At 70.1% G+C, this 21759-nt stretch carries 20 protein-coding genes; 9 read left to right on the forward strand and 11 right to left on the reverse strand.

From position 1 onward, the window contains the following. Positions 1-60 precede the first annotated feature (60 nt). Positions 61-534 carry a hypothetical protein gene (locus H4F98_RS08215; protein ID WP_182686613.1) on the reverse strand — a complete coding sequence of 158 codons (474 nt, stop codon included), beginning with the start codon at positions 532-534 and terminating at the stop codon, positions 61-63. 185 nt (positions 535-719) lie between these two features. Here H4F98_RS08215 and cysS point away from each other — a divergent pair, with 185 nt between their 5' ends. The 3 genes from cysS to H4F98_RS08230 are packed head-to-tail and all read left to right on the forward strand — an operon-like array spanning position 720 to position 3841. Continuing rightward, positions 720-2114, forward strand: coding sequence for a cysteine--tRNA ligase (gene cysS, locus H4F98_RS08220; RefSeq protein WP_182686615.1), 1395 nt, complete (start codon positions 720-722; stop codon positions 2112-2114). Between the two features lie 54 nt (positions 2115-2168). Beyond that, positions 2169-2606, forward strand: coding sequence for a SufE family protein (locus tag H4F98_RS08225; protein ID WP_182686719.1), 438 nt, complete (start codon positions 2169-2171; stop codon positions 2604-2606). Beyond that, on the forward strand, positions 2603-3841 hold the full coding sequence (locus H4F98_RS08230; RefSeq protein ID WP_182686617.1) for an MFS transporter: 1239 nt from the start codon (positions 2603-2605) through the stop codon (positions 3839-3841). The genes H4F98_RS08225 and H4F98_RS08230 overlap by 4 nt, the downstream gene beginning before the upstream one ends. A 109-nt stretch (positions 3842-3950) precedes the next feature. Here the strand turns inward: H4F98_RS08230 and dksA are convergent, their stop codons facing one another. After that, positions 3951-4994, reverse strand: coding sequence for an RNA polymerase-binding protein DksA (gene dksA, locus H4F98_RS08235; RefSeq protein ID WP_182686618.1), 1044 nt, complete (start codon positions 4992-4994; stop codon positions 3951-3953). Positions 4995-5103: 109 nt separating this feature from the next. On the opposite strand from dksA, the gene yidD reads away from it, so the two are divergent. Next, the gene (yidD, locus tag H4F98_RS08240; RefSeq protein WP_182686620.1) at positions 5104-5379 is read left to right on the forward strand and encodes a membrane protein insertion efficiency factor YidD; all 276 of its coding nucleotides are present in this window, start codon (positions 5104-5106) and stop codon (positions 5377-5379) included. 67 nt (positions 5380-5446) lie between these two features. Further along, positions 5447-6334 (forward strand): M23 family metallopeptidase, encoded by an 888-nt coding sequence (locus H4F98_RS08245; protein ID WP_182686622.1) that lies wholly within the window; start codon positions 5447-5449, stop codon positions 6332-6334. A 440-nt stretch (positions 6335-6774) separates the two neighbouring features. Here H4F98_RS08245 and H4F98_RS08250 read toward each other — a convergent pair whose 3' ends face one another. The 8 genes from H4F98_RS08250 to efp form a co-directional block, all read right to left on the reverse strand. After that, positions 6775-7701: a hypothetical protein gene (locus H4F98_RS08250; protein WP_182686624.1), complete on the reverse strand. Its 927-nt coding sequence runs from the start codon at positions 7699-7701 to the stop codon at positions 6775-6777. A 68-nt stretch (positions 7702-7769) separates the two neighbouring features. Further along, entirely contained in the window at positions 7770-9455 is a 1686-nt protein-coding gene (locus H4F98_RS08255; RefSeq protein ID WP_182686626.1) for a GGDEF domain-containing protein, read from the reverse strand. A gap of 141 nt (positions 9456-9596) precedes the next feature. Further along, positions 9597-10532 carry a GTP cyclohydrolase FolE2 gene (folE2, locus tag H4F98_RS08260; RefSeq protein ID WP_182686628.1) on the reverse strand — a complete coding sequence of 312 codons (936 nt, stop codon included), beginning with the start codon at positions 10530-10532 and terminating at the stop codon, positions 9597-9599. A gap of 99 nt (positions 10533-10631) precedes the next feature. Then, positions 10632-11369: a phytoene/squalene synthase family protein gene (locus H4F98_RS08265; RefSeq protein ID WP_182686630.1), complete on the reverse strand. Its 738-nt coding sequence runs from the start codon at positions 11367-11369 to the stop codon at positions 10632-10634. A 20-nt stretch (positions 11370-11389) separates the two neighbouring features. Then, positions 11390-12076 carry a phosphoglycolate phosphatase gene (gene gph / locus H4F98_RS08270; RefSeq protein ID WP_182686633.1) on the reverse strand — a complete coding sequence of 229 codons (687 nt, stop codon included), beginning with the start codon at positions 12074-12076 and terminating at the stop codon, positions 11390-11392. Continuing rightward, positions 12073-12807, reverse strand: a complete 735-nt coding sequence (ubiG, locus tag H4F98_RS08275) for a bifunctional 2-polyprenyl-6-hydroxyphenol methylase/3-demethylubiquinol 3-O-methyltransferase UbiG (RefSeq protein WP_182686634.1) — start codon at positions 12805-12807, stop codon at positions 12073-12075. Before ubiG ends, gph begins: the two co-directional genes overlap by 4 nt. Further along, positions 12807-14150: a TRZ/ATZ family hydrolase gene (locus H4F98_RS08280; RefSeq protein WP_425487582.1), complete on the reverse strand. Its 1344-nt coding sequence runs from the start codon at positions 14148-14150 to the stop codon at positions 12807-12809. The genes ubiG and H4F98_RS08280 overlap by 1 nt, the downstream gene beginning before the upstream one ends. 168 nt (positions 14151-14318) lie before the next feature. Beyond that, positions 14319-14885: an elongation factor P gene (gene efp / locus H4F98_RS08285; RefSeq protein ID WP_182686638.1), complete on the reverse strand. Its 567-nt coding sequence runs from the start codon at positions 14883-14885 to the stop codon at positions 14319-14321. A 128-nt stretch (positions 14886-15013) separates the two neighbouring features. Here efp and epmB point away from each other — a divergent pair, with 128 nt between their 5' ends. Beyond that, the gene (gene epmB / locus H4F98_RS08290; protein ID WP_182686640.1) at positions 15014-16042 is read left to right on the forward strand and encodes an EF-P beta-lysylation protein EpmB; all 1029 of its coding nucleotides are present in this window, start codon (positions 15014-15016) and stop codon (positions 16040-16042) included. A gap of 107 nt (positions 16043-16149) precedes the next feature. Then, on the forward strand, positions 16150-18225 hold the full coding sequence (locus H4F98_RS08295; protein ID WP_182686643.1) for an EAL domain-containing response regulator: 2076 nt from the start codon (positions 16150-16152) through the stop codon (positions 18223-18225). Between the two features lie 721 nt (positions 18226-18946). Here H4F98_RS08295 and htpX read toward each other — a convergent pair. After that, positions 18947-19861: a protease HtpX gene (gene htpX / locus H4F98_RS08300; protein WP_182686645.1), complete on the reverse strand. Its 915-nt coding sequence runs from the start codon at positions 19859-19861 to the stop codon at positions 18947-18949. A gap of 77 nt (positions 19862-19938) precedes the next feature. Between htpX and gluQRS the strand changes: the two genes are divergently transcribed. Together gluQRS and phbB are read left to right on the forward strand one after the other, a co-directional pair. Continuing rightward, a complete protein-coding gene (gene gluQRS / locus H4F98_RS08305) occupies positions 19939-20871 on the forward strand; it encodes a tRNA glutamyl-Q(34) synthetase GluQRS (RefSeq protein ID WP_182686647.1) in 933 nt (310 codons plus the stop codon). Between the two features lie 68 nt (positions 20872-20939). Further along, positions 20940-21680, forward strand: a complete 741-nt coding sequence (gene phbB / locus H4F98_RS08310) for an acetoacetyl-CoA reductase (protein WP_182686649.1) — start codon at positions 20940-20942, stop codon at positions 21678-21680. The last annotated feature ends 79 nt before the right edge of the window (positions 21681-21759 follow it).

Below are 21759 nucleotides of genomic sequence, written 5' to 3' on the forward strand. Positions count from 1 at the left end.
CTCGCATGCCGCCGGGCGACGCGCAAGCGGCCGCCATGGCCGCGGCGGGAGGCCGGACGATCACGGCCGCTCGGCCCCGGCCGCGACGGGCGTGATCGAGACCCGGATGCGGAGCCGGTTGCCGGGATCTTCCGGCAGGCGGGAGCGGAACTTGGCCCCCTTGTAGAGATAGTCGACGTCGTAGGCGATCGGGCGCTGGAACTCGCGCTCCACCGGCACCGACCGGCAGTTGGTCGTGCCGGCGGCCGCCGTGTCCTCCTCGTCGTCGTCGTTGCCGCGGGTGAACACGTCCTTGACCGCGCCGACCATGCGCGACAGGCGCGAGTCGCCCTCGTCCTCGGGGCGCGGCGTCTGGTCGCACTTCTCCTCGACCCGCGTCGCCGTCAGGGTCTGGTACACCGGCGTGACCCGCAACACCTGCGCGTAGTCGTAGCGTACGTTCTCGGCCTGGATGACGACGCGGTCCTGGGCAAACGCCGGGACGGACAGGGTCGCGACCAGCAGGAGGCATGGCAGGGGGAAGAGACGGGTCATCGCGCTCGCAGGGTCGTATCTGTTCAAAAATTGTAAATGCTCGCACCGCCGGTGGGGTGAACCTGTGCTGTCGTCCCGGCCCGGATCCCGGATGCGCGGACCGGCCCTCGTCCCTCCAACGCAGGCCGCGTGCCAGCGAGGCCGCCCAACCCGCTAGAATGGCGCGAACCCAAGACCCCGTGCCCATGAGTCTGCATCTCTACAACAGCCTGACCCGGCGGGTCGAAGCCTTCTCGCCGGCCGATCCGGCGCGTACCACCATGTACGTCTGCGGCCCCACGGTCTACAACTACGTCCACATCGGCAACGGCCGCGGGCCGGTGGTTTTCGGCGTCCTCGCCGACCTGCTGCGCCGCCGCTTCGGCACCCTCGCCTACGCCCGCAACATCACCGACGTGGACGACAAGATCAATGCCGCGGCCGCCGAACAGGGCGTGTCCATCTCGGTGATCGCCGAGCGATTCACCCGCGCCTATCGCGAGGACATGGCCGCGCTGGGCGTCGCGCCGCCCGACCTGGAGCCCGCGGCGACCGACCACATCGGGCAGATCATCGGAATGATCTCCACCCTCATCGAGCAGGGCCACGCGTATGCCGCCGAGGGCCACGTCCTGTTCGCCGTCGACAGCTTCGACGGATATGGCAAGCTCTCGCGCCGCGAACTCGAGGACATGCTGGCCGGCGCCCGCATCGAGGTCGCCCCCTACAAGAAGAACCCCGGCGACTTCGTCCTGTGGAAGCCTTCCAGCGACGCCCTGCCGGGCTGGGACTCGCCATGGGGCCGCGGCCGCCCGGGCTGGCATATCGAGTGCTCGGCGATGGCGGCCGCCCACCTGGGCGAGACGATCGACATCCATGCCGGCGGCGTCGACCTGCAGTTCCCGCACCACGAGAACGAGGTCGCCCAGAGCGAGTGCGCCCACGGCGGCAAGCCCTTCGCGCGCTTCTGGCTGCACAACGGCATGCTCAACTTCGACGGCGCCAAGATGTCCAAGTCCGTCGGCAACATCGCCCGGGTCCACGACCTCGTCCGCGAACATCCGCCCGAAGCCCTGCGCTACGCGCTGCTGTCGGCGCACTACCGCGGCCCGCTGGACTGGTCGGACGCGCTGATCGAACAGAGCGTGCGTACCCTGGACCGCCTTTACGGGACCCTGCGGGACCTGGCCGACCACCAGGTCGAACCAACGATCCCCGTCAGCGTCGAGAATGCACTGGACGACGATCTCAATACGCCAAAGGCGCTATCCGAGATAGCGGCACTCGCCAGTCAGGCGCGGTCAATCCTCGCCAATAGCAGCCTGGGGACGGCTGAGCGCGCCGAGCTCGCCAACCTCAAGGCCGACCTCCTCGGCGCCGGCCTGGCCCTGGGCCTGTTGCAGCAGGATCCGGCCGCGTGGTTCGCGCGCGGCGCGTCGGGCGAGGACGATGCGCGCATCCAGGCCCTGGTCGACGAACGCGTCGCGGCCAAGCAGTCGCGCGACTTCGCCCGTGCCGATGCGATCCGCGACACGCTCGCCGCCGAGGGCATCGTCCTCGAGGACACGCCGCAGGGCGTGCGCTGGGTCAGGCGCGCATGACCGGGCACGTCCCGGTCCCGCTCCCAGGAGTCTGCTTCCATGACTGACACGCCCTTGCCCGACACGCCCTTCCCGCTCGAGGCCACGCCCACCGACGCGCAGGCCGCGATTCGCGACGAGTTCGCCTTCTTCGGCGACTGGTCCGAGCGCTACCAGTACCTGATCGACCTGGGCCGCAAGCTGCCCGGCCTGCCGGACGACTGGAAGACCGAGACCCACCGCCTGCATGGGTGCCAGTCGATGGTCTGGATCGTGCCGCAAGGCGACGCCTCGCGCCTGGACTTCCACGCGATCAGCGACTCGGCGATCGTCTCGGGCCTGATCTACCTCGCGCTGCGCGTTTATTCCGGGCGCAGCGCGCGCGAGATCGTGGACACCGACGCCGACTACATCGCCGACATCGGCCTGGCCAAGCACCTCTCCCCGACCCGCAGCAACGGCCTCGCCTCGCTGCTTGCGTTCATCCGGGCCGAGGCCGCCCGCTACCTGTGACCGCGCCGGCGCCCACGGCCTGGGCGCTGCTGCGCAATCCCGGTTTCAGCGGCCTGCTGGTGTATCGCCTGCTGGCGATGCTGTCGTACCAGATCGTCGCGGTGACGGTGGGCTGGCACATCTACGGGCTGACCCGAGACGCGCTGGCGCTGGGCCTGGTCGGTCTGGCCGAGGTCGGCCCGTACATCGGCATGGCGCTGTTCGCCGGCTATGCCGTGGATCACTTCCCGCGCCGCAAGCTGGGCATGTTCGCCTGCCTGGGCCTGTGCGCGACCACGCTGTGGCTGGCCGGGGTCTCCAGCGGCCACGTGCCGGCCTGGGGCACGGCGGCGATCTACCTGGCGGTGGCGCTGAACGGCTTCGTCCGCGCCTTCCTGACCCCGGTCTACATGGCCCTGTTCGCGCGCGTGCTGCCGCGGGAACAGTTCGCCAAGGGCGTGGGCATCGGAAGCGTGGTCATGCAGGCCGGCCTGGTGGTCGGCCCGGCGCTCGGCGGCATGCTGATCGCTTGGGGCGGCACCACCCGGGCCTACCTGGTCGCGGCGGGCCTGGCCGCGCTCGCGGCGCTCGCGGTGCGCGTGCTGCGCGCGACCGAGCCCGTGCCGCCCAGCCAGCGCGAGCCGATCTTCCGCAGCATCGGCGCGGGGCTGCGCTTCGTATTCGGCCACCAGGTGGTGCTGGGCGCGCAGGCCCTGGACATGTTCTCGGTGTTGTTCGGCGGCGCGGTCGCCCTGCTGCCGGCCTTCGTCACCGAGGTGTTCCAGAGCGGGCCCGAGGCCCTCGGCATCCTTCGTGGGGCCCCGGCCGCGGGCGCCGTGCTGATGGCGCTGTGGCTGGCGCGCCACCCGCCCGACCGCCACGCCGGTCGCCTCCTGCTCGGTGCGGTCGCCGGGTTCGGGCTGTGCATGATCGCCTTCGCGCTGTCGCGGGAATTCTGGCTCTCCGTTGTCCTGCTGGGCCTGTCGGGCATGTGCGACAGCGTCTCGGTGGTGATGCGCAGCACGATCCTGCAGCTGGCGACCCCGGACGCCATGCGCGGGCGCGTCTCCGCGATCAACGGCATCTTCATCGGCTCTTCGAACGAACTGGGCGCCTTTGAATCGGGCGTCGCCGCGCGCCTGCTCGGGCTGGTGCCATCGGTGGTGTTCGGCGGCAGCATGACCCTCGCCGTCGTCGCCGCCACCGCCCGCTGGGCACCGCGCCTGCGCCGGCTGCAGTTGCGCGACCTGCACTGAACGCGACGCCCCGCGCACGGAGGGCGCTCCAACGAAAAAGCCCGGCCAGGAGCCGGGCTTGTCCGTGCCGGGTCGCGAACGACCCGGCGCGTGGCGTGGGCGTATGGGCTCAGTCGCCCATCTGCTTCTGCAGGTGCTCCCAACGCTCCTGGGCGTCGATGGTGCGCTCGGCGGTCAGGCGCGCCTCCAGGCGCTCCAGACCGATCTCTTCGCCGGTGTCGGCGCAGAAACCGTAGTCGCCGCTGTCGACGCGCTTGAGCGTGCTGTCGATCTTGCTGATCAGCTTGCGGTAACGGTCGCGGGTACGCAGTTCCAGCGAATTCTCGGTTTCGCGCGTGGCACGCTCGGCTTCGTCGCCGACGTCACGCACTTCTTCCTTGAGGTTCTCGATGGTCTGCTTGGATTCCTCGACCAGGTCCGCACGCCATTGCAGAAGGCGCTGGCGGAAATATTCCAGTTGCAGCGGACTCATGTACTCCTCGTCCGCCGTGGGCTTGTAGCCGGCCGGGAGGATCGGACGGCCGGTGGCATCATCTGTTTTATAGGGCACGACTTTATACTGCGTCTTGGGGGCGGGGGCTGGCGGACGCGCCGCCACCGCCACGGCTACTTTTCCGACCGGTCGCTTGGCCACGGCCTTCGCGCTCCGGGTCGGGGTGGGGGGTGTGGGCGCGGTCCGGGTGGCCGGACGGGCCGCCGGCTTCTTGACCACGCTGGTCCGTGCAGGCGAGGCCGGCTTCGGTGCCGGCTTGCTCGCCGCCGGCTTGGCCGGCGCCTTGCGCGCGGGCGCCTTTGCCGGCGCCTTGGCGGGCTTGCTGGCGGGCTTGTTCGCCGCCTTGGCAACCGGCGCCTTCTTGGCGACCACCTTCTTGGCGACGACCTTCTTCGCCGGAGCCTTCTTCGGTGCCGCGGCCTTCTTGGCCGGCGCTTTCTTCACGGCGGCCTTCTTCACCGTTGCCTTTTTCGCAACGGGCTTGCTGGCAACGGCCTTCTTGGCTGGCTTGGCCGCGGCGGCCTTCTTGGCGACGGGCTTCTTGGCGACAGCCTTCTTCGCCGCAGGCTTCTTGGCCGCGGGCGCGGCCTTGCGGGAAGCAGGCTTGGCGGGCTTCTTGGTGGCCTTGGCGGCCTTGGCGGGTTTCTTTTTCACTGCCACGGGCGACTTGTCCTGTTGAGGTTCCCTTGTGACGGGAAAGCGCGCTGTTATACCCTGCCACGGCTACTGCGGCAACCGCGACACCCGCGGGTTTCCGCCCCAAGGATCCGTGATCGACCGCCTGCTCATCGCCCTGCTGCGCCTCTACAAACGGTGGATAAGCCCGTTGCTGGGGCCTCGTTGCCGTTTTTACCCCAGTTGTTCGGAGTACGCGATGGAGGCGATCGGGCGGTTCGGAGCCCTCAGGGGCAGCTGGCTGGCGGCCCGTCGCCTTGCCCGTTGCCACCCGCTGCATCCGGGCGGCCTGGATCCAGTGCCGCCCCACCCCACGCATGCCCACTCGACCCAGGACCCCCCGCCTTGCCGTCATCCGCACGAACACTGATCGTCGCCCCCTGCCAGGTCGGCGAAGGCCACGAATTCCAGGGCGACCTGCGCGAGGGCTTCGCCCGATGAGGCGCGTCAACGGAGGCGTCATTGCGCGCGTATCGGCATTCGCCTTGCTGGCCGCCTGCGCCGCGGCGCCCGCGCAAAGCGATCGGCCCGCCGCCCTGCCCCCGCCCGGTCAGCCCGTCGCGCGGCCGGCGGCGATCAGCTTCCTGCCCACCTCAGTGCCGCAAGGCTCGCTGGTGATCGGCCTGGCCGACCCCGGTGCCCGTGTCGAGTACCAGGGACGCGTGCTGAAGGTCTCCGGCGATGGTCGCTTCGTGCTCGGCGTCGGCCGCGACGCGAGCGGTCCGGTGGAGGTCAGCATCCAGGTCGGCGATCGCCCGCCGCTGGTGCACCGGATCGCCATCACGCCCCGCGACTGGCCGGTGGAGAACGTCAACGGCGTGCCGCCCAGGACCGTGGACCCGCCCAAGGCCATCGCAGAACGCATTGCCCGCGAGCAGGCCGAAGTCACCCGGGCACGCACCCGCGACGACGAGCGCGACGACTTCGGCCAGGCGTTCATCTGGCCGGTACAAGGCCGGATCAGTGGCCGTTTCGGCAACCAGCGCGTCTACAACGGCACGCCGAAATCGCCGCATTCGGGCATGGACATCGCCGCCGCGAACGGCACGCCGGTCAAGGCGCCCGCCGCCGGCGTGGTGACCTACGCCAACCCCGACATGTACCTGACCGGGGGCACGGTGCTCCTGGACCACGGCCATGGCGTCAGCTCGAACTTCCTGCACCTCTCGCGCCTGGACGTGAAGGTCGGCGACCGCGTCGAACAGGGCCAGGTCATCGGCGCCGTCGGCGCGACCGGACGCGCGACCGGGCCGCATCTGCATTGGGGGATGAATTGGTTCAATACCCGAGTGGATCCATTGCTGCTGGTCGAGCACCAACGATGAAGGTTCGCGGCTGAAGCTGCCCGATGGATTGACTGCCCTCACGCGCGGCGGCGCGTTGGGCGCCCACTTCGCTCGAAGCATCACCTTGCGCGGTTCGATACTCGCGTGGACACCCTCTTGCTGGTCGAGCACCAGCGCTGAGTGATTCGGTCCGTAGGATGGGTGGAGCCGCAGGCGATACCCATCGTCGACTGGCCAACCCCGAGCGGTGATGGGTTTTGCTTCGCGCTACCCATCCTACCTCCGCGACGTGGACCTGCGCGCGCCCGGACGGGCAGATCAGGTTGCACGCAGGGCAAGGGAAAGGGCAAAGGCTGGATCCCAGCGTTCGCTGGGATGACGGACGAATTCCCCATTCCCCATTCCCCATTCCCCATTCCCCATTCACCATTCACCATTCACCATTCACCATTCCCCATTCACCATTCCCCATTCCCCGATCAAGCACCCGACCAGTCCTCCGCCTGCATCAGCCGGCCCAGGGGCTGGTGGGACGGTGAACGCGACAGGTCGCCTGGGCTTACGCCCTTGGGATTGACCACGCGTACCGGCAGGACGGCGTCGCCGACGGCCAGCAGGCCCTCGGGGACCGGCTCGGGCGCGCCCAGGCGTTCGCGCACGGCGCGGGCCGAGGCTTCCAGCGACTCTGCGTCCAGGCCGCCCCTCGCCTCGCCGACCTGCAGGACCCCCTCGGGCGGGAACACCGCGTTGGCCAGCGCCTTGCGAGGGCCCAGCAGCGCGCGGATCTCCTCGATCAGCCTGGGCACGTCCACGTCCCAGGGCTGGGACGTGTCCGGCGGCGGCGCGACGACGATCTGCGGGGCGAGGCGCCCGGCCGGCTCGGCATCGCATTCGGCGAAACAGCGATAGACGTACTCGCTGCAGACCATCTGCTGCGCATCGTCGGACAGCAGCATGTCGAAGGCCACGCGCAGGACGCCGCGCAACCAGATGGGCAGGTCCTCGAACACGCGGTTGCGCAGGGCCACGATCACCCCGATCACGGCAAGTTCGTTGGTCGCGTACGGCAGGCCAAGCAGGCTCTCGCCGTGCGCGATGACCCGCTCGCGATCCTCCCGCGCCAGCGGCGCCTCCTCGCGCGAGACCGGGCGGAAGGCATCGACGAGGTAGTAGCGGTCGGTCGCGGCGACCTTCTCGTGCACCTCGCCGCGGACGATGCCGCGGGTGACCGATTCCATGAGGCCGCCGTCGTCGGTGACGATCGCGGAGTGGCTGTAGATGTCGTTGCAGGTCCAGGCGATCAGAGCCGACAGTTCGCTGCGGCCGCGCAGCAGCAGTACGTCGCCGCTGCGCAGGCTGTCGATGGAAGTCAGTGGCTGCAGGGGCATGCGGGTCTTCTCATCCATACGACGGTCTCCTGGGTAGCCGGGTTCGGAAGCGGCATCGGCCTGGCCTGGACCGACGCGCGACGGCGTCAACGCGGGGCGCCGCTGGCCGCCTGCAGCATCGATCGGATATGGCCGGTCACCTGGTCGCGGCCGGCCGACTTGCTGGCGTACAGCGCGGCATCGGCGCGTTCGAGCAGGGCTTCGGCGCTCTCGTCCGGCAACAACTGCGCCACCCCCAGGCTGAGGGTGACGTCGAGCTGCAGGTCGTCGGTGGCGATCGGTCGGCAATTGACGGCCGAGCGCAGGTTCTCGGCGACGCCGATCGCCTCCTTGAGCGCGGTGTCGGGGAGGATCACGATCATCTCGTCGCCACCGTAACGGCCGATCTGGTCGTAGGTACGCAGGCGGTTGCGGGTACGCATCGCCACCAGCTTCAGGCATTCGTCGCCCGCCCGGTGGCCGTGCTGGTCGTTGATGCGCTTGAAGTTGTCGATGTCGAAGAAAACGACCGACAATGGTGCGCCCGAGTCGTGCGCCTCGGCGACCGCATTGCGCAGGTGCGACTCGATGACAGGGCGCGAGTTCGCGCCGGTGAGGGCATCGTAGGACGCCATGTGGCTGGCGTGGTCGCGGTCGCGCCGCAGTTGGTGCATCTTGCCGGTCAGGCCGATGGTCACGATGAGTCCCGACAGCATGAAGCCCGCCGGATACACATAGTCCAGCCACGGCGGCATGCCGAGCATCTCCAGGCGCACGGCCGCGCGCAGGGCCACCAGCAGGACCAGCGGCATCATCGCGAAGACCAGCAGCAGGGAGCCGTTCTGGCGCTTGCCCACCGCGACGATCATGGCCCAGATCACCGCGGCGATCGCCACCAGCACCACGGTGTTGGCGAGCGTGGGGATCAGGCCCGAGACGCTGAAGACGCTCCAGCCGATCAGGGCCAGCGCGGCGAGGCTGCAGACGGTCAGCACGCGGTTGACCCGGGGTTGGCGGTTCACCAGGTCCAGGTAATAGGCCATGAAGCTGTTGCTGCTGATGAAGGCCGCCAGCGCAAAGATCCGGCTGGCCCGCAGGTCCTGCCCCATCAGCGCGGACAGCGACTCGAACGCGCGCAGGTCGCCCCCGGTGCTGACCAGGTACAGGACCTGCCCGAACAGCGCCAGCATCAGGTACAGGTAACTGCGCTCGCCGATCCCGACCCAGAAACCGAACACCAGCACCGCCAGCACCAGGGTGGTCGAGAGCACGCCCACCCGCCAGCCGACGTAGGTGAGGTCCTTGCGGTGCGCTTCGCGGACGCCCTCCACCGTCAGCGCGATGCGCATGGGCGTGACGCATTGCAGGCGGAGGTAGACCGATTCGCCCCGGGCCAGCCCGTCGGGAAGCGGAATGAAGTGCCCGCGGGTGGAGTGGCTGAGGTCGGCGTCCGGGCCGACCAGGCTGGCCCGCACCGGCAACGCATCGCCCGGGCGCCAGGCCTGCACCGCGTTCATGTAGGGGAAGTTCAGGACCAGGCTTTGCCCCGGGCGCGGGGCGAGCGGTTCCCGCGCGGTCACGCGCCACCAGGAAATCCCGCGCGCGCGCTCCACGATCGCGGCCTGGCCGCGCGAGGGCGGGACCGGCACGAAGTCGGCGTCGAGACCGCCGGCCACGACCTGCGCAGGCACCGGGTCCGCACCGAGCCGGGCCACGTCGAAGTCCTGCGCGTCCGCCCAGGCGGACACGGTCATCAAGAGCAGCAGGATCGTGGTGTACCACGCACGATGCAATTCGCTTCCCCCCGGACGCCCCCCTGCCTGGCGAGATCGCATGGCAGCGTCGTCCGAGCATAGCCGATCGCCGGGCGCTGTTGTTCAGGTTTCGCTAACCGCAACGCGGCCCGCGACGGGCCGCCGGGAACGCATCCCGGCTCAGTCGACGGCAGGCCCCTGCCCGCTGATGCGGGCCACCGCATCGTGGGGATGCAGGCTTTCGTAGTGCTCGACCTCGGCGTCGAAGCGCTCCACGTGCGGGTCATGGGCCAGGACGGAGGCCACGCGCCGGGCGGCGTCTTCGCAGAACATCAGGTTGGCGGCATTCAATGCCGCGAAGGCCTGCTCGTCTTCGCGCTTGACCGCGGTCTGCACCGGCGTGCCCAGGGCCTGCTCGAGGGCGTCGATCAGGTTCGCCAGCGGCAGTTCCTCGAACTGCGGCCGCAACTGGATCCGCACCGAGGCCCGGCTGCGCTGCGCGTGCGGGGTCGCCGCCAGCCCGCGCTCGGAGGCCAGCCAGTCCCCGACCACGCCGACCGAGATCGGGCGTGCATCGGCGAAGTCGGCGTTGAAGCGCTCGGCATTGAGCTGGCGCGAGAGCGCCGCGGAAGCCGGACAGGTGCTGGAGTACTCTACCGAAAACGCCAGGCCCAGCCTCAGGTGGCCCTCGACGAGGTGGGCGTCGATTTCCACCGGATAGCGCTTCCAGCCGGCGTTGCCGCTGGCCAGGGCCGGCCGCAGGAGCATCTGGTCATGCCGGATCACCAGGCGCGCGGAGGTCGACAGGCCCTTCTGCGACTCCACCAGGGACTGCAGGATGCGACGCAGCCCGGCGGGGGTGACGATCTCGCTGGCGAACGCGTCCTGCAGGTGCAGATAGAGCCGCGACATGTGGATGCCACGGGCGTCGGGATCCTTCAGGTCGACACCGACGTCGACCGAGGCGGCGACCTGGATCGGTTCGCCGCCTGCACCGGCCACGCGTAGCGGCAGGGCGATGTTGGCCATCCCTACCCAGTCGAGCGCACGCGCCTCGGCGGCGGCCTCGTGGGCGACGTCGGGCAGGTGCCGGGCGGAAGTGGAAACGGGTTTCATGGCAGGTGACATGGGGGCGGCGTCGCCAACGGCAACTCAGCGTGGGGTGCCCCTATTCTACCGGCCGCGCCGCGCATGGCCCGAACGAGGGCGGAACGCTCAGTTCCGGGGGCCGCGGCGCGCCGCCCGCCAGCCCAGCAAGACCGCGGACCAGGGCTTCAGGGGCCGCGCGGGATCGGCCTGGCGCAGCCGCGCCCGCGCCAGGCGGGACCACAGCCGTCGCGGCAGGCCGGCCGGGGGCTGCGCGGGCCAGCGCTGCCGGAGCTGCTGCCGCCAGATCGCGACGGGATCGCCCTCGCCCGCCCGCGCGAACACCGCCATCGGCACATGGGCGTCGCCCGGCAGCATGCATCGCGACTGCAGCAGGACCGCGCTCACCGCGTCGCGCTCGGCCTCGTCCGCGGCGGCCGCGACCGCCGCAGGCAGCAGGACCCGCTCGACATCGACCACCGCCGCGGAGAACGCGGCCAGTCCGTCGTAGGCCTCGGCCATGTCGCGCGGACGCTCGCGGCTGCCAACAAGCCCGGGCAGCGCGGTGGCCAGGGCGTCCCAGGGCGCAGGTTGTTTCTGCAGCGCGAGGCCCAGCGGATGCCGCCGTCGGCCAAGCGACCAGCCCTGCAACTCTTCCTGCCACCAGGCCAGCTTGGCCTCGCCGGGACGCGCGTCCTCGCCCCGCCAGGCGGCGTCGGTCAGTTCCTGCAACAAGGCGGCCCAGGCCAGCGCCAGCGGACGCTGCGCGGCCGGCACGAAGACTTCCATGACGTTCCATTCCGGCCAGCGCTCGCGCCACTTCGCGACAAAGCTCTCCAGCGCGGCCTGGTCGGTATCCAAGGGCATGGCGACGGGGTCCACGGTGCTCACCGTACGGGCCAGCGCGCCGGGTCGACCAGGTCGCCGGGGCGCTCGACCATGCAATCACCGCCCCAGGCGAACGGATCGTCGCCGTCCTGCCGATAGCCCCACAAGGCCACCACGGAGGGCATCCCCGCCGCGCGCGCAGCCTCGATGTCGCGGGCGTCGTCGCCGACGTAGACGCAGTCGCCGGCCGCCAGGCCCATCCGCTCCGCGGCGACCCGCAGCGGCAGTGGATCGGGCTTGCGGACCGGCAGGGTATCGCCGCCGAGCAGGACCGCGCAGCGCGTCGCCCAGCCCAGGTGCGGCAGGAGGTCGCGGGCCAGGTACTCGGGCTTGTTGGTCACGATGCCCCAGGGGGTGCCCGCCGCCTCGAGCGCGGCGAGCATCGCCTCCACGCCCTCGAACACGCCGGCGTGGTGGCCGATGTGGCGCTGGTACTGGTCGAGCAGTTCGGGCACGCGCGACTCGCGCGCGGCGTCGTCCAGATCGGGGAAGGCAACCCGCAACATGGCGCGGGCACCGCGCGAGACATGCGGCCTGAAGGCCTCCAGCGCCATCGGCGCGAGCCCATGCCCCGCGCGCATGGCGTTGGCCGCCGCGAGCAGGTCGTGGGCGCTGTCGGCCAGGGTGCCGTCGAGGTCGAACAGCACGCCCCTGGGGAAGTCCGCCCGGCGGGCCGCCACGTTCATTCGGGTTTCACCGCGCAGGCCAGGTAGTTCACGTCGGTGCGCGAGACGATCCGCGCGGCGTTCCGCCAGGGCTCGTACATCAGGCCGCTGACATCCTCGAGCTGCAGGCCGGCGGCGCGCAGCCAGGCCGCCAGTTCGGAGGGCTTGATGAAGTCGCGGTACTGGTGGGTGCCGCGCGGCAACAGGCGGGCCACGTACTCGGCACCGAGGATGGCCAGCGCGAAGGCGGCGGCGGTGCGGTTGAGGGTGGACAGGAACAGGCGACCACCGGGCTTGAGCAGGGTCGCGCAGGCGGCGACGATCGCCGCCGGGTCGGGCACGTGCTCGAGCATCTCCATGCAGGTGACGACGTCGAAGCTGCCGGGGCGCTCGGCCGCCAGCGACTCGACCGACTGCAGCCGGTAATCGACGCGCACGCCGCTCTCCAGCCCGTGCAGGCGCGCCACCTTGACCAGCTCCGGGGCCAGGTCGATCGCGGTCACCGCGGCGCCCTCGCGGGCCATCGCCTCGCTCAGCAGGCCGCCGCCGCAGCCGACGTCGAGCGCCTCGACCCCGGACAGGGCCGCCCGGCGCGCGACATAGGCCAGGCGTGCGGGGTTGAGCGCATGCAAGGCCTTCTGCGGGCCCTGTGGGTCCCACCAGCGGTTGGCCAGGGCGCCGAACTTCTGCAGTTCGGCCTGGCTGACGTTGCGGTCTTCGCCGGCGACGGGCGTGGCGGTGGCATCGGTCATCAGTCGATCCGGATCGAGGCGATGCGCGAACGCCACTCGCGGGCGTTGGCGATCAGGGCATCGGGGTCGAGGTCGGCCAGGCGCCCGTCCTCGAGCTTGCGGTGGCCGTCGATCCACACGTCGGTCACCTGGTGGCGGCCGACCGCGTAGACCAGTTGCGAGATCACGTGGTGCAGGGGCTGGGTCTCGATGCGGGCCAGGTCCACGCAGGCCAGGTCGGCGCGCTTGCCCGCTTCGATCGAGCCGATGCGGTCCTCGAAACCGACCGCGCGCGCGCCGCCGAGGGTCGCCGCGCGCAGGGCGCTCGCGGCGCTGAACGCGGCCGCGTCGCCGGCGACCGCCTTGGCCAGCTGCGCCGCGGTGCGGGTTTCGCCGAACATGTCGAGGTCATTGTTGCTCGCGCAGCCATCGGTGCCGATCGCGAGCACGACGCCGGCTTTCTCGAAGCGACCGACCGGACAGAAGCCCGAGGCCAGCTTGAGGTTGGATTCGGGACAATGCACGACGACCACGCCGCGCTCGGCGCACAGGGCGATCTCGGCATCGTCGACCGCCGTCATGTGCACGGCGACGAGGCGGTCGGTCACCAGACCGAGCCGGTCGAGCCGCGCCAGCGGGCGCTGGCCATGCTTGTGCAGCGACTCCTCGACCTCGTGCGCGGTCTCGTGCGTGTGCAGGTGGATCGGCATGTCGAGCTGGTCGGCCAACATGCGGATGCGCTCGAAGCTCGCGTCCGACACGGTGTACGGCGCATGGGGGACGAAAGCCGTCGAGACCAGGGCATCGTCGCGCCACTGGTCGTGGACCTCGATGGCGCGGTCGAAATATTCGTCGTCGTTCTTCGCCCAGGCGGTCGGGAAATCGATCACCGGCAGGCCGACCCGGGCACGGAAGCCCAGGCGCTTGTAGACCGCGGCCTGCGCGTCGGGGAAGAAATAGTTCTCGTTGGCGCAGGTGGTGCCGCCGCGGAGCATCTCCGCGACCGAGAGGGTGATGCCGTCTGCGACGAACTGCGGCCCGATCACCGCCCCCTCGACCGGCCAGATGTGCCCCTGCAGCCACTCCATCAGCGGCAGGTCGTCGGCGATGCCGCGCAGCAGGGTCATCGGGTTATGGGTATGCGCGTTGACCAGGCCCGGGATGAGGGCCGAATGCGGCCGCGACACCACTTCGCGGGGCTCGAAGCGCTGGCGCGCCTCGCGGATCGGCAGCACGGCGACGATCTCCCCCTGGCGCACCGCCACGGCGTGCTGTTCGAGCACCATGCCATGGGGCACCACCGGCACGACCCATCCGGCTTCGATCAACAGGTCGCAGGCTTCGGCGGGGGCTTGGGTCGTCATCGTCATCCTTTCGTCGGTGGCCTCCGGACCGGAGGCGGGCTGTCGAGGGCGTGGCGCCATGGCCACGCGACCGTCACCCGCGACGCGGGTGCAAGGGCCCGGCCGCGGACAGACGCGGCGCGGGCCGGCAGGCGGGTGCGCGGCGGGTGGCCGGCCCCCTCCGGGGTATTACTTCACGCGGCTGACGTACTCGCCCGAGCGGGTGTCGACCTTGATGGTCTCGTCCTGGTTGACGAACAGGGGCACGCGCACCACCGCGCCGGTCTCCAGCGTCGCCGGCTTGCCACCGCCGCCGGAGGTGTCGCCGCGGACGCCCGGGTCGGTCTCGGTGATCTTGAGCTCGACGAAGTTCGGCGGGGTCACCTGGATCGGCGTGCCGTTCCACAGGGTCACCACGCACTGCTCCTCGCCCTTGAGGTACTTGCGGGCGTCGCCGACGCCGACTTCGTCGGCCTGGACCTGCTCGAAGTTTTCCGGGTTCATGAAGTGCCAGTGCTCGCCGTCGGCGTACAGGAACTGCATGTCGGTGTCGATCACGTCGGCCGCCTCCAGGCTGTCGGTGGCCTTCATGGTCAACTCGACCACGCGGCCGGACTTGATGAAGCGGTACTTGACGCGGGTGAAGGCCTGGCCCTTGCCCGGCTTGACGTACTCGGTGTCGGTGATGATGCACGGCTCGTTGTTGACGAGGATCTTCATCCCGTTCTTGACGTCGTTCATGCCATAGCTGGCCATTGCGGAACTCCTGCGATGCGTTCGTATTCGATTGTGATGGCGGGCCGGGCGACGCGAGGGCGGGCGCCCGGCCTGTAGAATGGCGGGCCGCGCAAACCGTCGGCCTCCCGGCATTGAATCCGTCGCACATGATACCCGCAGCCCCGGCCTCCATGCAGCCGCCCCAACCCGAGCGCCCCGCCCCGCCGCGCTGGCAGGCACTGTGGCGCGACGCCGTGCGCGATCCCCGCGAGCTGCTCGAGCTCCTGGGCCTGTCGGGCACCCTGCCCGGGCTTTCGGACGCCGCCGCGGCGCAGTTCCCGCTCCGCGTCCCGCGCGGCTTCGTCGCACGCATGCGGCCGGGCGACGCGCGCGACCCCCTGCTTCGCCAGGTCCTGCCGCTGGACGCGGAGATGCGGCCCAGCCCGGGCTTCAGCCTCGACGCGGTCGGCGACGGCGCGGCCCGCGCCGGCAGCGGCGTGATCCGCAAGTACCAGGGGCGCGCACTGCTGGTCTCCACCGGCAGTTGCGCGATCAACTGCCGCTACTGCTTCCGCCGCCACTTCCCCTATGCCGAGGAGGCGGCGGCGGCGGCCGGGTGGCGCGAGGCGCTCGAGCTGATCCGCGCCGACCCCGGCATCGACGAGGTGATCCTCTCCGGGGGCGACCCCTGGTCGCTGGCGACCCACAAGCTGGCCGAGTTCACCGATGCCCTCGCCGGCATCGCCCATGTCAGGCGCCTGCGCGTGCACACCCGGCTGCCGGTCGTGCTGCCCGAACGCGTCGACGCCGACCTGCTGGCCTGGCTGTCGGCGCTGCCTTGGCCGGTCGCGGTGGTGCTGCATGCCAACCATGCCAACGAATTCGACGCCACGGTCGACGCCGCGCTGGGCAAACTGCGTCATGCCGGTGCCACCTTGCTGAACCAGGCTGTGCTGTTGAAGGGCGTGAACGACTCGGTCGAGGCGCTGTGCGCGCTGGGCGAGCGCGGCTACCAGGCCGGCGTCCTGCCCTACTACCTGCATCAACTGGACCGGGTGCAGGGTGCGGCCCATTTCGAGATCGACGACGCGACCGCGCGGCAGTTGCACGCCGGGATTGCGGCGCGCCTGTCGGGCTACCTGGTGCCCCGGCTGGTGCGCGAGGTCGCCGGCGACCCGGGCAAACGGCCACTGTGAAAGACGCCTACCGCCCGGCATTCCCGACCGGGCGCCCAATCCCGATCCGCCCGCATGGACGCGCAGGCGGCTTTCTGACATAACAGGCACGGGGAGGAGAGACGACTATGCAATTTGGCAAAGACCTGCCGCTGCGACTACTGATCATCGACGACAGCGTGGAAGCCGCGGAGGCCATCGTGAACGGCTTGCGCAACCGTGGCATCGCGGTGAGGCCGAGCCGTCCGGAAAGCCCCGAGCAACTCGAGGAGCTCCTCGCCGGCCAGCCGCTGGACCTCGTGCTGGTGGCGCACGACGCGAAGGGCGTGACCTTCGAGGCCCTCATGCAGCGCGTGGACGCCGGCGGCAAGGACCTGCCCGTGCTGGTGCTCCACGACGACATCGACAGCATGCGACTGGTGGCCAATGCGGCCTCCGGGGCGCGCGGCATCGTCCTGCGGGGCCAGGCCGAACACCTGCACGACACCCTCGTGCGCGAGTGGAGCGACCTGCAGGCGCGGCGCGCCCTGCGCAAGCTCGAGACCCACGTGCGCGAGACCGAGCGCCGCTGCGATGCCCTGATCGAATCCTCCCGCGACCCGATCGCCTACATCCACGAAGGCATGCACATCCGCGCCAACTCCGCTTACCTGGAGATGTTCGGCTTCGAGGATTTCGAGGAGATCGAAGGCATGTCCCTGCTGGACATGGTCGCCTCGCAGCATGTCGACGAGTTCAAGCAACTGCTCAAGAGCCTGTCCAAGGGCGAAGCGCCGCCGCCGCGCTACGAGCTGACCGCCCAGACCCTGGACGGCGACCCCTTCCCGGCGATCATGGAGTTCACCGCCGCGACCTACGAGGGCGAGGCCTGCCAACAGGTCATCCTGCGTCGCCAGGAGCTCGACTCCGACCTGGAAGACGAGGTGCGCAAGCTGCGCCAGATCGACCAGGTCACCGGCCTTCTGAACCGCTCCAACTTCCTCCTCGCGCTCGAGGACAGCGTCGCCGACGCCGGCGAAAAGGCGGGGCAACATGCCCTTCTGCTCATCGAGCCCGACCATTACAACCGCATGCTCCAGGAAATCGGCCTGGACGCCGCCGACGAGTTGCTCGCCGCCTGCGCGGCGCGCCTGCGCGCGGCCCTGAAGCCCGACGACATCGTGGCCCGCTTCAGCGACCACCAGTTCGCCGTGCTCCGCCGCAACAGCGACCACGCCGCCTCGGTCGAACTGGCCGAGTCCGTGCGGACCGCGTTCGAAGGCGCCGTGCTCGAGGCCGGCAGCCGCTCGCTGAACGCCACCGTCAGCATCGGCGGCGTGCAGATCGGCCAGCGTATCGCCAATGTCTCGGCGGTCCTGGGCAAGGCCAGCACCGGCGTGCAGTCCGTGGTCGGCGTCGGCGGCAACCGGGTGGAGCTTTTCGACCCAGGCGCGGCCGACCGCGCCGAGGAAGAACGGGTCGAAGCCTGGGTGGCGCGCATCCGCGACGCGATCGACAACGATCGCTTCCTCATGCACTACCAACCCCTGGTCGGCCTGCATGGCGCCCCCGACGAGATCTACGAAGCCTACCTGCGCCTGCTCAACGAGCACGGCGAGCTGGTCCAGCCCCTGACCTTCCTGCAGATCGCCGAGGAGCACGGCCTGCTGTGGGAAATCGACCGCTGGGTGGTCGGACGCGCGATCGCGGTGCTCGGCGAACGCCAGAAGGCCGGCCACGACACCACCTTGCTGGTGAAGATCACCGAAGTCTCGCTGCAGGACGACAGCCTGCTCAAGCACATCGCCGACCAGATCGCCCGCCATGGCGCGGACGGCAAGCGCCTGGTGCTGCAGTTGCCCGAATCCAAGGTCTCCACCCACCTGCGCGCCGCGCAGTCCTTCCAGAAGGAAGTCGCCAAGCTGGGCGTGCGCATCGGCCTGGAGCAGTTCGGCAGCGGCCTGAACCCGTTCCAGCTGCTCAACCATTTCGATGCATCGATGATCAAGCTCGACCGCTCCTTCATGGAGGACCTGGCCGGCAACGCCGACAACCAGGCGCGGATCCGCGAGATCGCCGAGAAGGCGCGCGAAGGCGGCAAGCAGACCATCGCCGAGTTCGTGCAGGACGCCTCCTCGATGACGATCCTGTTCGGCGCCGGCATCGACTACGCCCAGGGCCACTTCCTCGCCCCCGCGGGTCCGGAGATGGACTACGAGTTCTGAGGGGGGTGGGTCTGGGGGGGGATTGGTAATTGGCAATTGGTGATGGGTGGGGAGTATCGGGACTGCTTTCGCCTGTGCAATACCGGGACACCCGCCGCACGAACACACGCCCGTACGATGGGTTGAGCCGTCGGCGATACCCATCGTCGGCTACCGCTGCCCTCACATGGTGATGGGTCTGCTTCGCGCGTCCCATGTCCCCCCTTCCCTCACTCCAGCGAACGCTGGGATCCAGCATTTGGCACAGCGCAGCAGGTCTAACCCCCGGCCCAGCGCAGCGCGCTGGGCGTTCGGCAAGACCGCGCGGCAGTGCCGCGCAAGCGGTCTTCCATCGGCTTCGCCTCTGGAGCCGTTGCGGGCTCGCGCTTCGCGCTGGTTTCTATCCCCGGCCCGGGCGCCAGCGCCCGGGCGTTCGTGGACGCGCGAACCGGTGGTTCGCAAGCCGCGTCCCCTCACCCCAGCCCAGCGCAGCGCGCTGGGCGTTCGGCAAGACCGCGCGGCTGTGCCGCGCAAGCGGTCTTCCATCGGCTTCGCCTCTGGAGCCGTTGCGGGCTCGCGCTTCGCGCTGGTTTTTGATCTCCCGGCCCGGGCGCCGGCGCCCGGGCGTTCGTGGACGCGCGAACCGGTGGTTCGCAAGCCGCGTCCCCTCACCCCCCGGCCCAGCGCAGCGCGCTGGGCGTTCGGCAAGACCGCGCGGCAGTGCCGCGCAAGCGGTCTTGCCTCACCCCAGCGAACGCTCCCGGGCGGCTTCCAGCGGCGCGTTGCGCAGCGACTCGATGCGCTCGGCCAGCGGCGGGTGGCTCATCAGCAGCCGGCGCAGGCCATGGGCCACGCCCCCGCTGATGCCGAAGGCCGCGACCTGCTTGGGCAGGATGCTCTCGCCGTAGGTCTGGGACAGGCGTTCGAGCGCCGCCACCATCTTGTCGCGGCCGGCCAGGCGCGCGCCGCCTTCGTCGGCCCGGAATTCGCGGTGACGCGAGAACCACATGGCGATCATGCTGGCGAACAGGCCGAACACCATGTCCAGGACGAAGACGATGACGTAGTAGCCGATGCCCGGCGTGTCGCGCCCGCCGTTGAGGTAGCCGTCGATCACCCGGCCGACCACGCGCGCCAGGACGATGACGAAGGTGTTGAGCACACCCTGGATCAGGGCCATCGTCACCATGTCGCCATTGGCGACGTGGCTGACCTCGTGCCCCAGCACCGCCTCGGCCTCGTCGCGGTTCATGGCCCGCAGCAGGCCGGTGGAGACCGCGACCAGGGCGTTGTTGCGGCTGGGCCCGGTGGCGAAGGCGTTGATCTCCGGCGCGTCGTAGATCGCGACCTCGGGCATCTTGATGCCGGCCGCCTCGGCCTGGCGGCGCACGGTGGCGACCAGCCATTGCTCGGCTTCGTTGCGGGGCTGTTCGATGACATGGGCGCCGGTGCCGCGCTTGGCCATCCACTTGGAGGTCATCAGGGAGATGAACGACCCGCCGAAACCAAACAGGGTGGCGAAGACCAGCAGGCCGGTCATGTTGCCGGGACCGCCGAGATTGATGCCGAACACCCCCTGCAACACCGACATCACGATACTGATCAGGGCCAGCACGGCCAGGTTGGTGGCCAGGAAAAGGGCGACTCTCTTGAACATGTGATCGATCCTCCGCGCCACGTGCGCGCTACGTCAGAAGTGTGGCAGGCTGCTGGCAATTTCAAGTGAATGCACACGTGACAGGCCCCGGTACAGCAGGCTTTCCAGCGACATCGCCCGGTTCGGCAACACCGCCCGGCTACCGCGGCCGCTTCGCGCCCTCGCCCACCGGCGACCTGCATCCGGGCTCGCTGCTCGCCGCGTTCGGCAGCTGGCTGCTGGCGCGGCATGCGGGCGGTGAATGGTGGCTGCGCGTGGAGGACCTGGATCCGCCCCGCGAGGTCGCCGGGGCCGCCGAACGCCAACTGGCCACCCTCGCCGCGCTCGGCCTGCACCCCGACGCACCGGTCGTGCGGCAAAGCGACCGCCACGCGCTCTACGCCGCCGCCCTCGAGCGCCTGCTGGACGACGGCCTGGCCTTCGCCTGCCACTGCACGCGCAGCGAACTGGCCGCCACCGGCGGCATCCATCGCGCCTGCGTGGCACGCAGCCGGCGTCGCCAGCCGGCCATTCGCCTGCGCGTGCCCGAGGCGAGCATCGTGACCTTCGACGACCTCATCCAGGGCCCCCAGCGGCAGGACGTGGCCGACGACGTTGGCGACTTCGTCCTGCGCCGTGCCGATGGGCTGTGGGCCTACCAGTTGGCGGTGGTGGTCGACGACGCCGAGCAGGGCATCACCGACGTGGTGCGCGGCGCCGACCTGCTCGATTCGACAGGCCGGCAGATCCTGCTCCAGCGCGCGCTCGGCCTGCCGGTGCCGCGCCATGCCCACCTGCCCCTGGTCACCGACGCTACCGGCCGCAAACTGTCCAAGTCCGAAGGCGCCGCGCCCGTGGGTCCGGGTGCGGTGCGGGCATCGTTGGTCGAGGCCTGGCGCGCCCTGGGCCAGGACCCGGAGGCACTGGCCGGCGCGGGCGATCCGCCCGGCCTGCTCGCCCTCGCCGCGGCGCGCTTCGACCCCGCGAGGATCCCCGTCGCGCTTCCGCCACGCGTGCAAACAATGCGATAACAGTCTTCACATATGCTGTCACCATCATGGACCCAGCGCCGCGCGGCGGCGGAACAGGAGAGGATCACATGCAGTCTCGCGTTGCACTCGTCACCGGTGGCACCGGCGGCATCGGCACCTCGATCATCAAGCGGCTGGCGGGGATGGGGCACCGCGTGGCCACCAACTACCGCGACGACGCCAAGGGCAAGGCCTGGCAGGAAAAGATGAAGGCCGAGGGCATCGACGTCGCGATGGCCAAGGGCGACGTGACCTCCGCCGAACAGGCCGAGGCCATGGTCCGCGACATCGAGTCGCAGCTCGGTCCGATCGAGATCCTCGTCAACAACGCCGGCATCACCCGCGACACGACCTTCCACAAGATGGCCGTCGACCAGTGGAACGACGTGATCTGCACCAACCTCAATTCGGTCTACAACGTGACCCGGCCGGTGATCGAGGGCATGCGCGGCCGCAAGTGGGGCCGGATCATCCAGATCAGTTCGATCAACGGCCTCAAGGGCCAGTACGGCCAGGCCAACTACGCCGCGGCGAAGGCCGGCATGCACGGCTTCACCATTTCGCTGGCCCGCGAGAACGCGCGACTGGGCATCACGGTGAACACGGTTTCGCCGGGCTACGTCGCCACCGACATGGTGATGGCAGTGCCCGAGGAAGTGCGCGCCAAGATCGCGGCGGACATCCCCACCGGCCGCCTGGGCGAGCCGGACGAGATCGCCTATGCGGTCGGCTTCCTGGTCGACGACCAGGCCGCGTGGATCACCGGATCCAACCTCGACATCAACGGCGGCCACCACATGGGCTGGTAGCCCCGCCGGGTGCGCGGCCGGCACGCATCCGCTGCCGGCCGCGACACCGGACAGTTGCAAGCCCCGAGGCGCTGCGCCA

The sequence above is a fragment of the Marilutibacter spongiae genome (genome assembly GCF_014145325.1).
Lineage (GTDB): Bacteria > Pseudomonadota > Gammaproteobacteria > Xanthomonadales > Xanthomonadaceae > Marilutibacter > Marilutibacter spongiae.

What these genes read in the sequence shown, in the direction of transcription:
- H4F98_RS08215 (WP_182686613.1), bottom strand. Translation starts at nt 534, where the DNA reads ATGACCCGTCTCTTCCCCCTGCCATGCCTCCTGCTGGTCGCGACCCTG.
- cysS (WP_182686615.1), top strand. Translation starts at nt 720, where the DNA reads ATGAGTCTGCATCTCTACAACAGCCTGACCCGGCGGGTCGAAGCCTTC.
- H4F98_RS08245 (WP_182686622.1), top strand. Translation starts at nt 5,447, where the DNA reads ATGAGGCGCGTCAACGGAGGCGTCATTGCGCGCGTATCGGCATTCGCC.
- H4F98_RS08250 (WP_182686624.1), bottom strand. Translation starts at nt 7,701, where the DNA reads ATGGATGAGAAGACCCGCATGCCCCTGCAGCCACTGACTTCCATCGAC.
- folE2 (WP_182686628.1), bottom strand. Translation starts at nt 10,532, where the DNA reads ATGAAACCCGTTTCCACTTCCGCCCGGCACCTGCCCGACGTCGCCCAC.
- H4F98_RS08265 (WP_182686630.1), bottom strand. Translation starts at nt 11,369, where the DNA reads ATGCCCTTGGATACCGACCAGGCCGCGCTGGAGAGCTTTGTCGCGAAG.
- gph (WP_182686633.1), bottom strand. Translation starts at nt 12,076, where the DNA reads ATGAACGTGGCGGCCCGCCGGGCGGACTTCCCCAGGGGCGTGCTGTTC.
- ubiG (WP_182686634.1), bottom strand. Translation starts at nt 12,807, where the DNA reads ATGACCGATGCCACCGCCACGCCCGTCGCCGGCGAAGACCGCAACGTC.
- H4F98_RS08280 (WP_425487582.1), bottom strand. Translation starts at nt 14,150, where the DNA reads ATGACGACCCAAGCCCCCGCCGAAGCCTGCGACCTGTTGATCGAAGCC.
- efp (WP_182686638.1), bottom strand. Translation starts at nt 14,885, where the DNA reads ATGGCCAGCTATGGCATGAACGACGTCAAGAACGGGATGAAGATCCTC.
- epmB (WP_182686640.1), top strand. Translation starts at nt 15,014, where the DNA reads ATGATACCCGCAGCCCCGGCCTCCATGCAGCCGCCCCAACCCGAGCGC.
- H4F98_RS08295 (WP_182686643.1), top strand. Translation starts at nt 16,150, where the DNA reads ATGCAATTTGGCAAAGACCTGCCGCTGCGACTACTGATCATCGACGAC.
- htpX (WP_182686645.1), bottom strand. Translation starts at nt 19,861, where the DNA reads ATGTTCAAGAGAGTCGCCCTTTTCCTGGCCACCAACCTGGCCGTGCTG.
- phbB (WP_182686649.1), top strand. Translation starts at nt 20,940, where the DNA reads ATGCAGTCTCGCGTTGCACTCGTCACCGGTGGCACCGGCGGCATCGGC.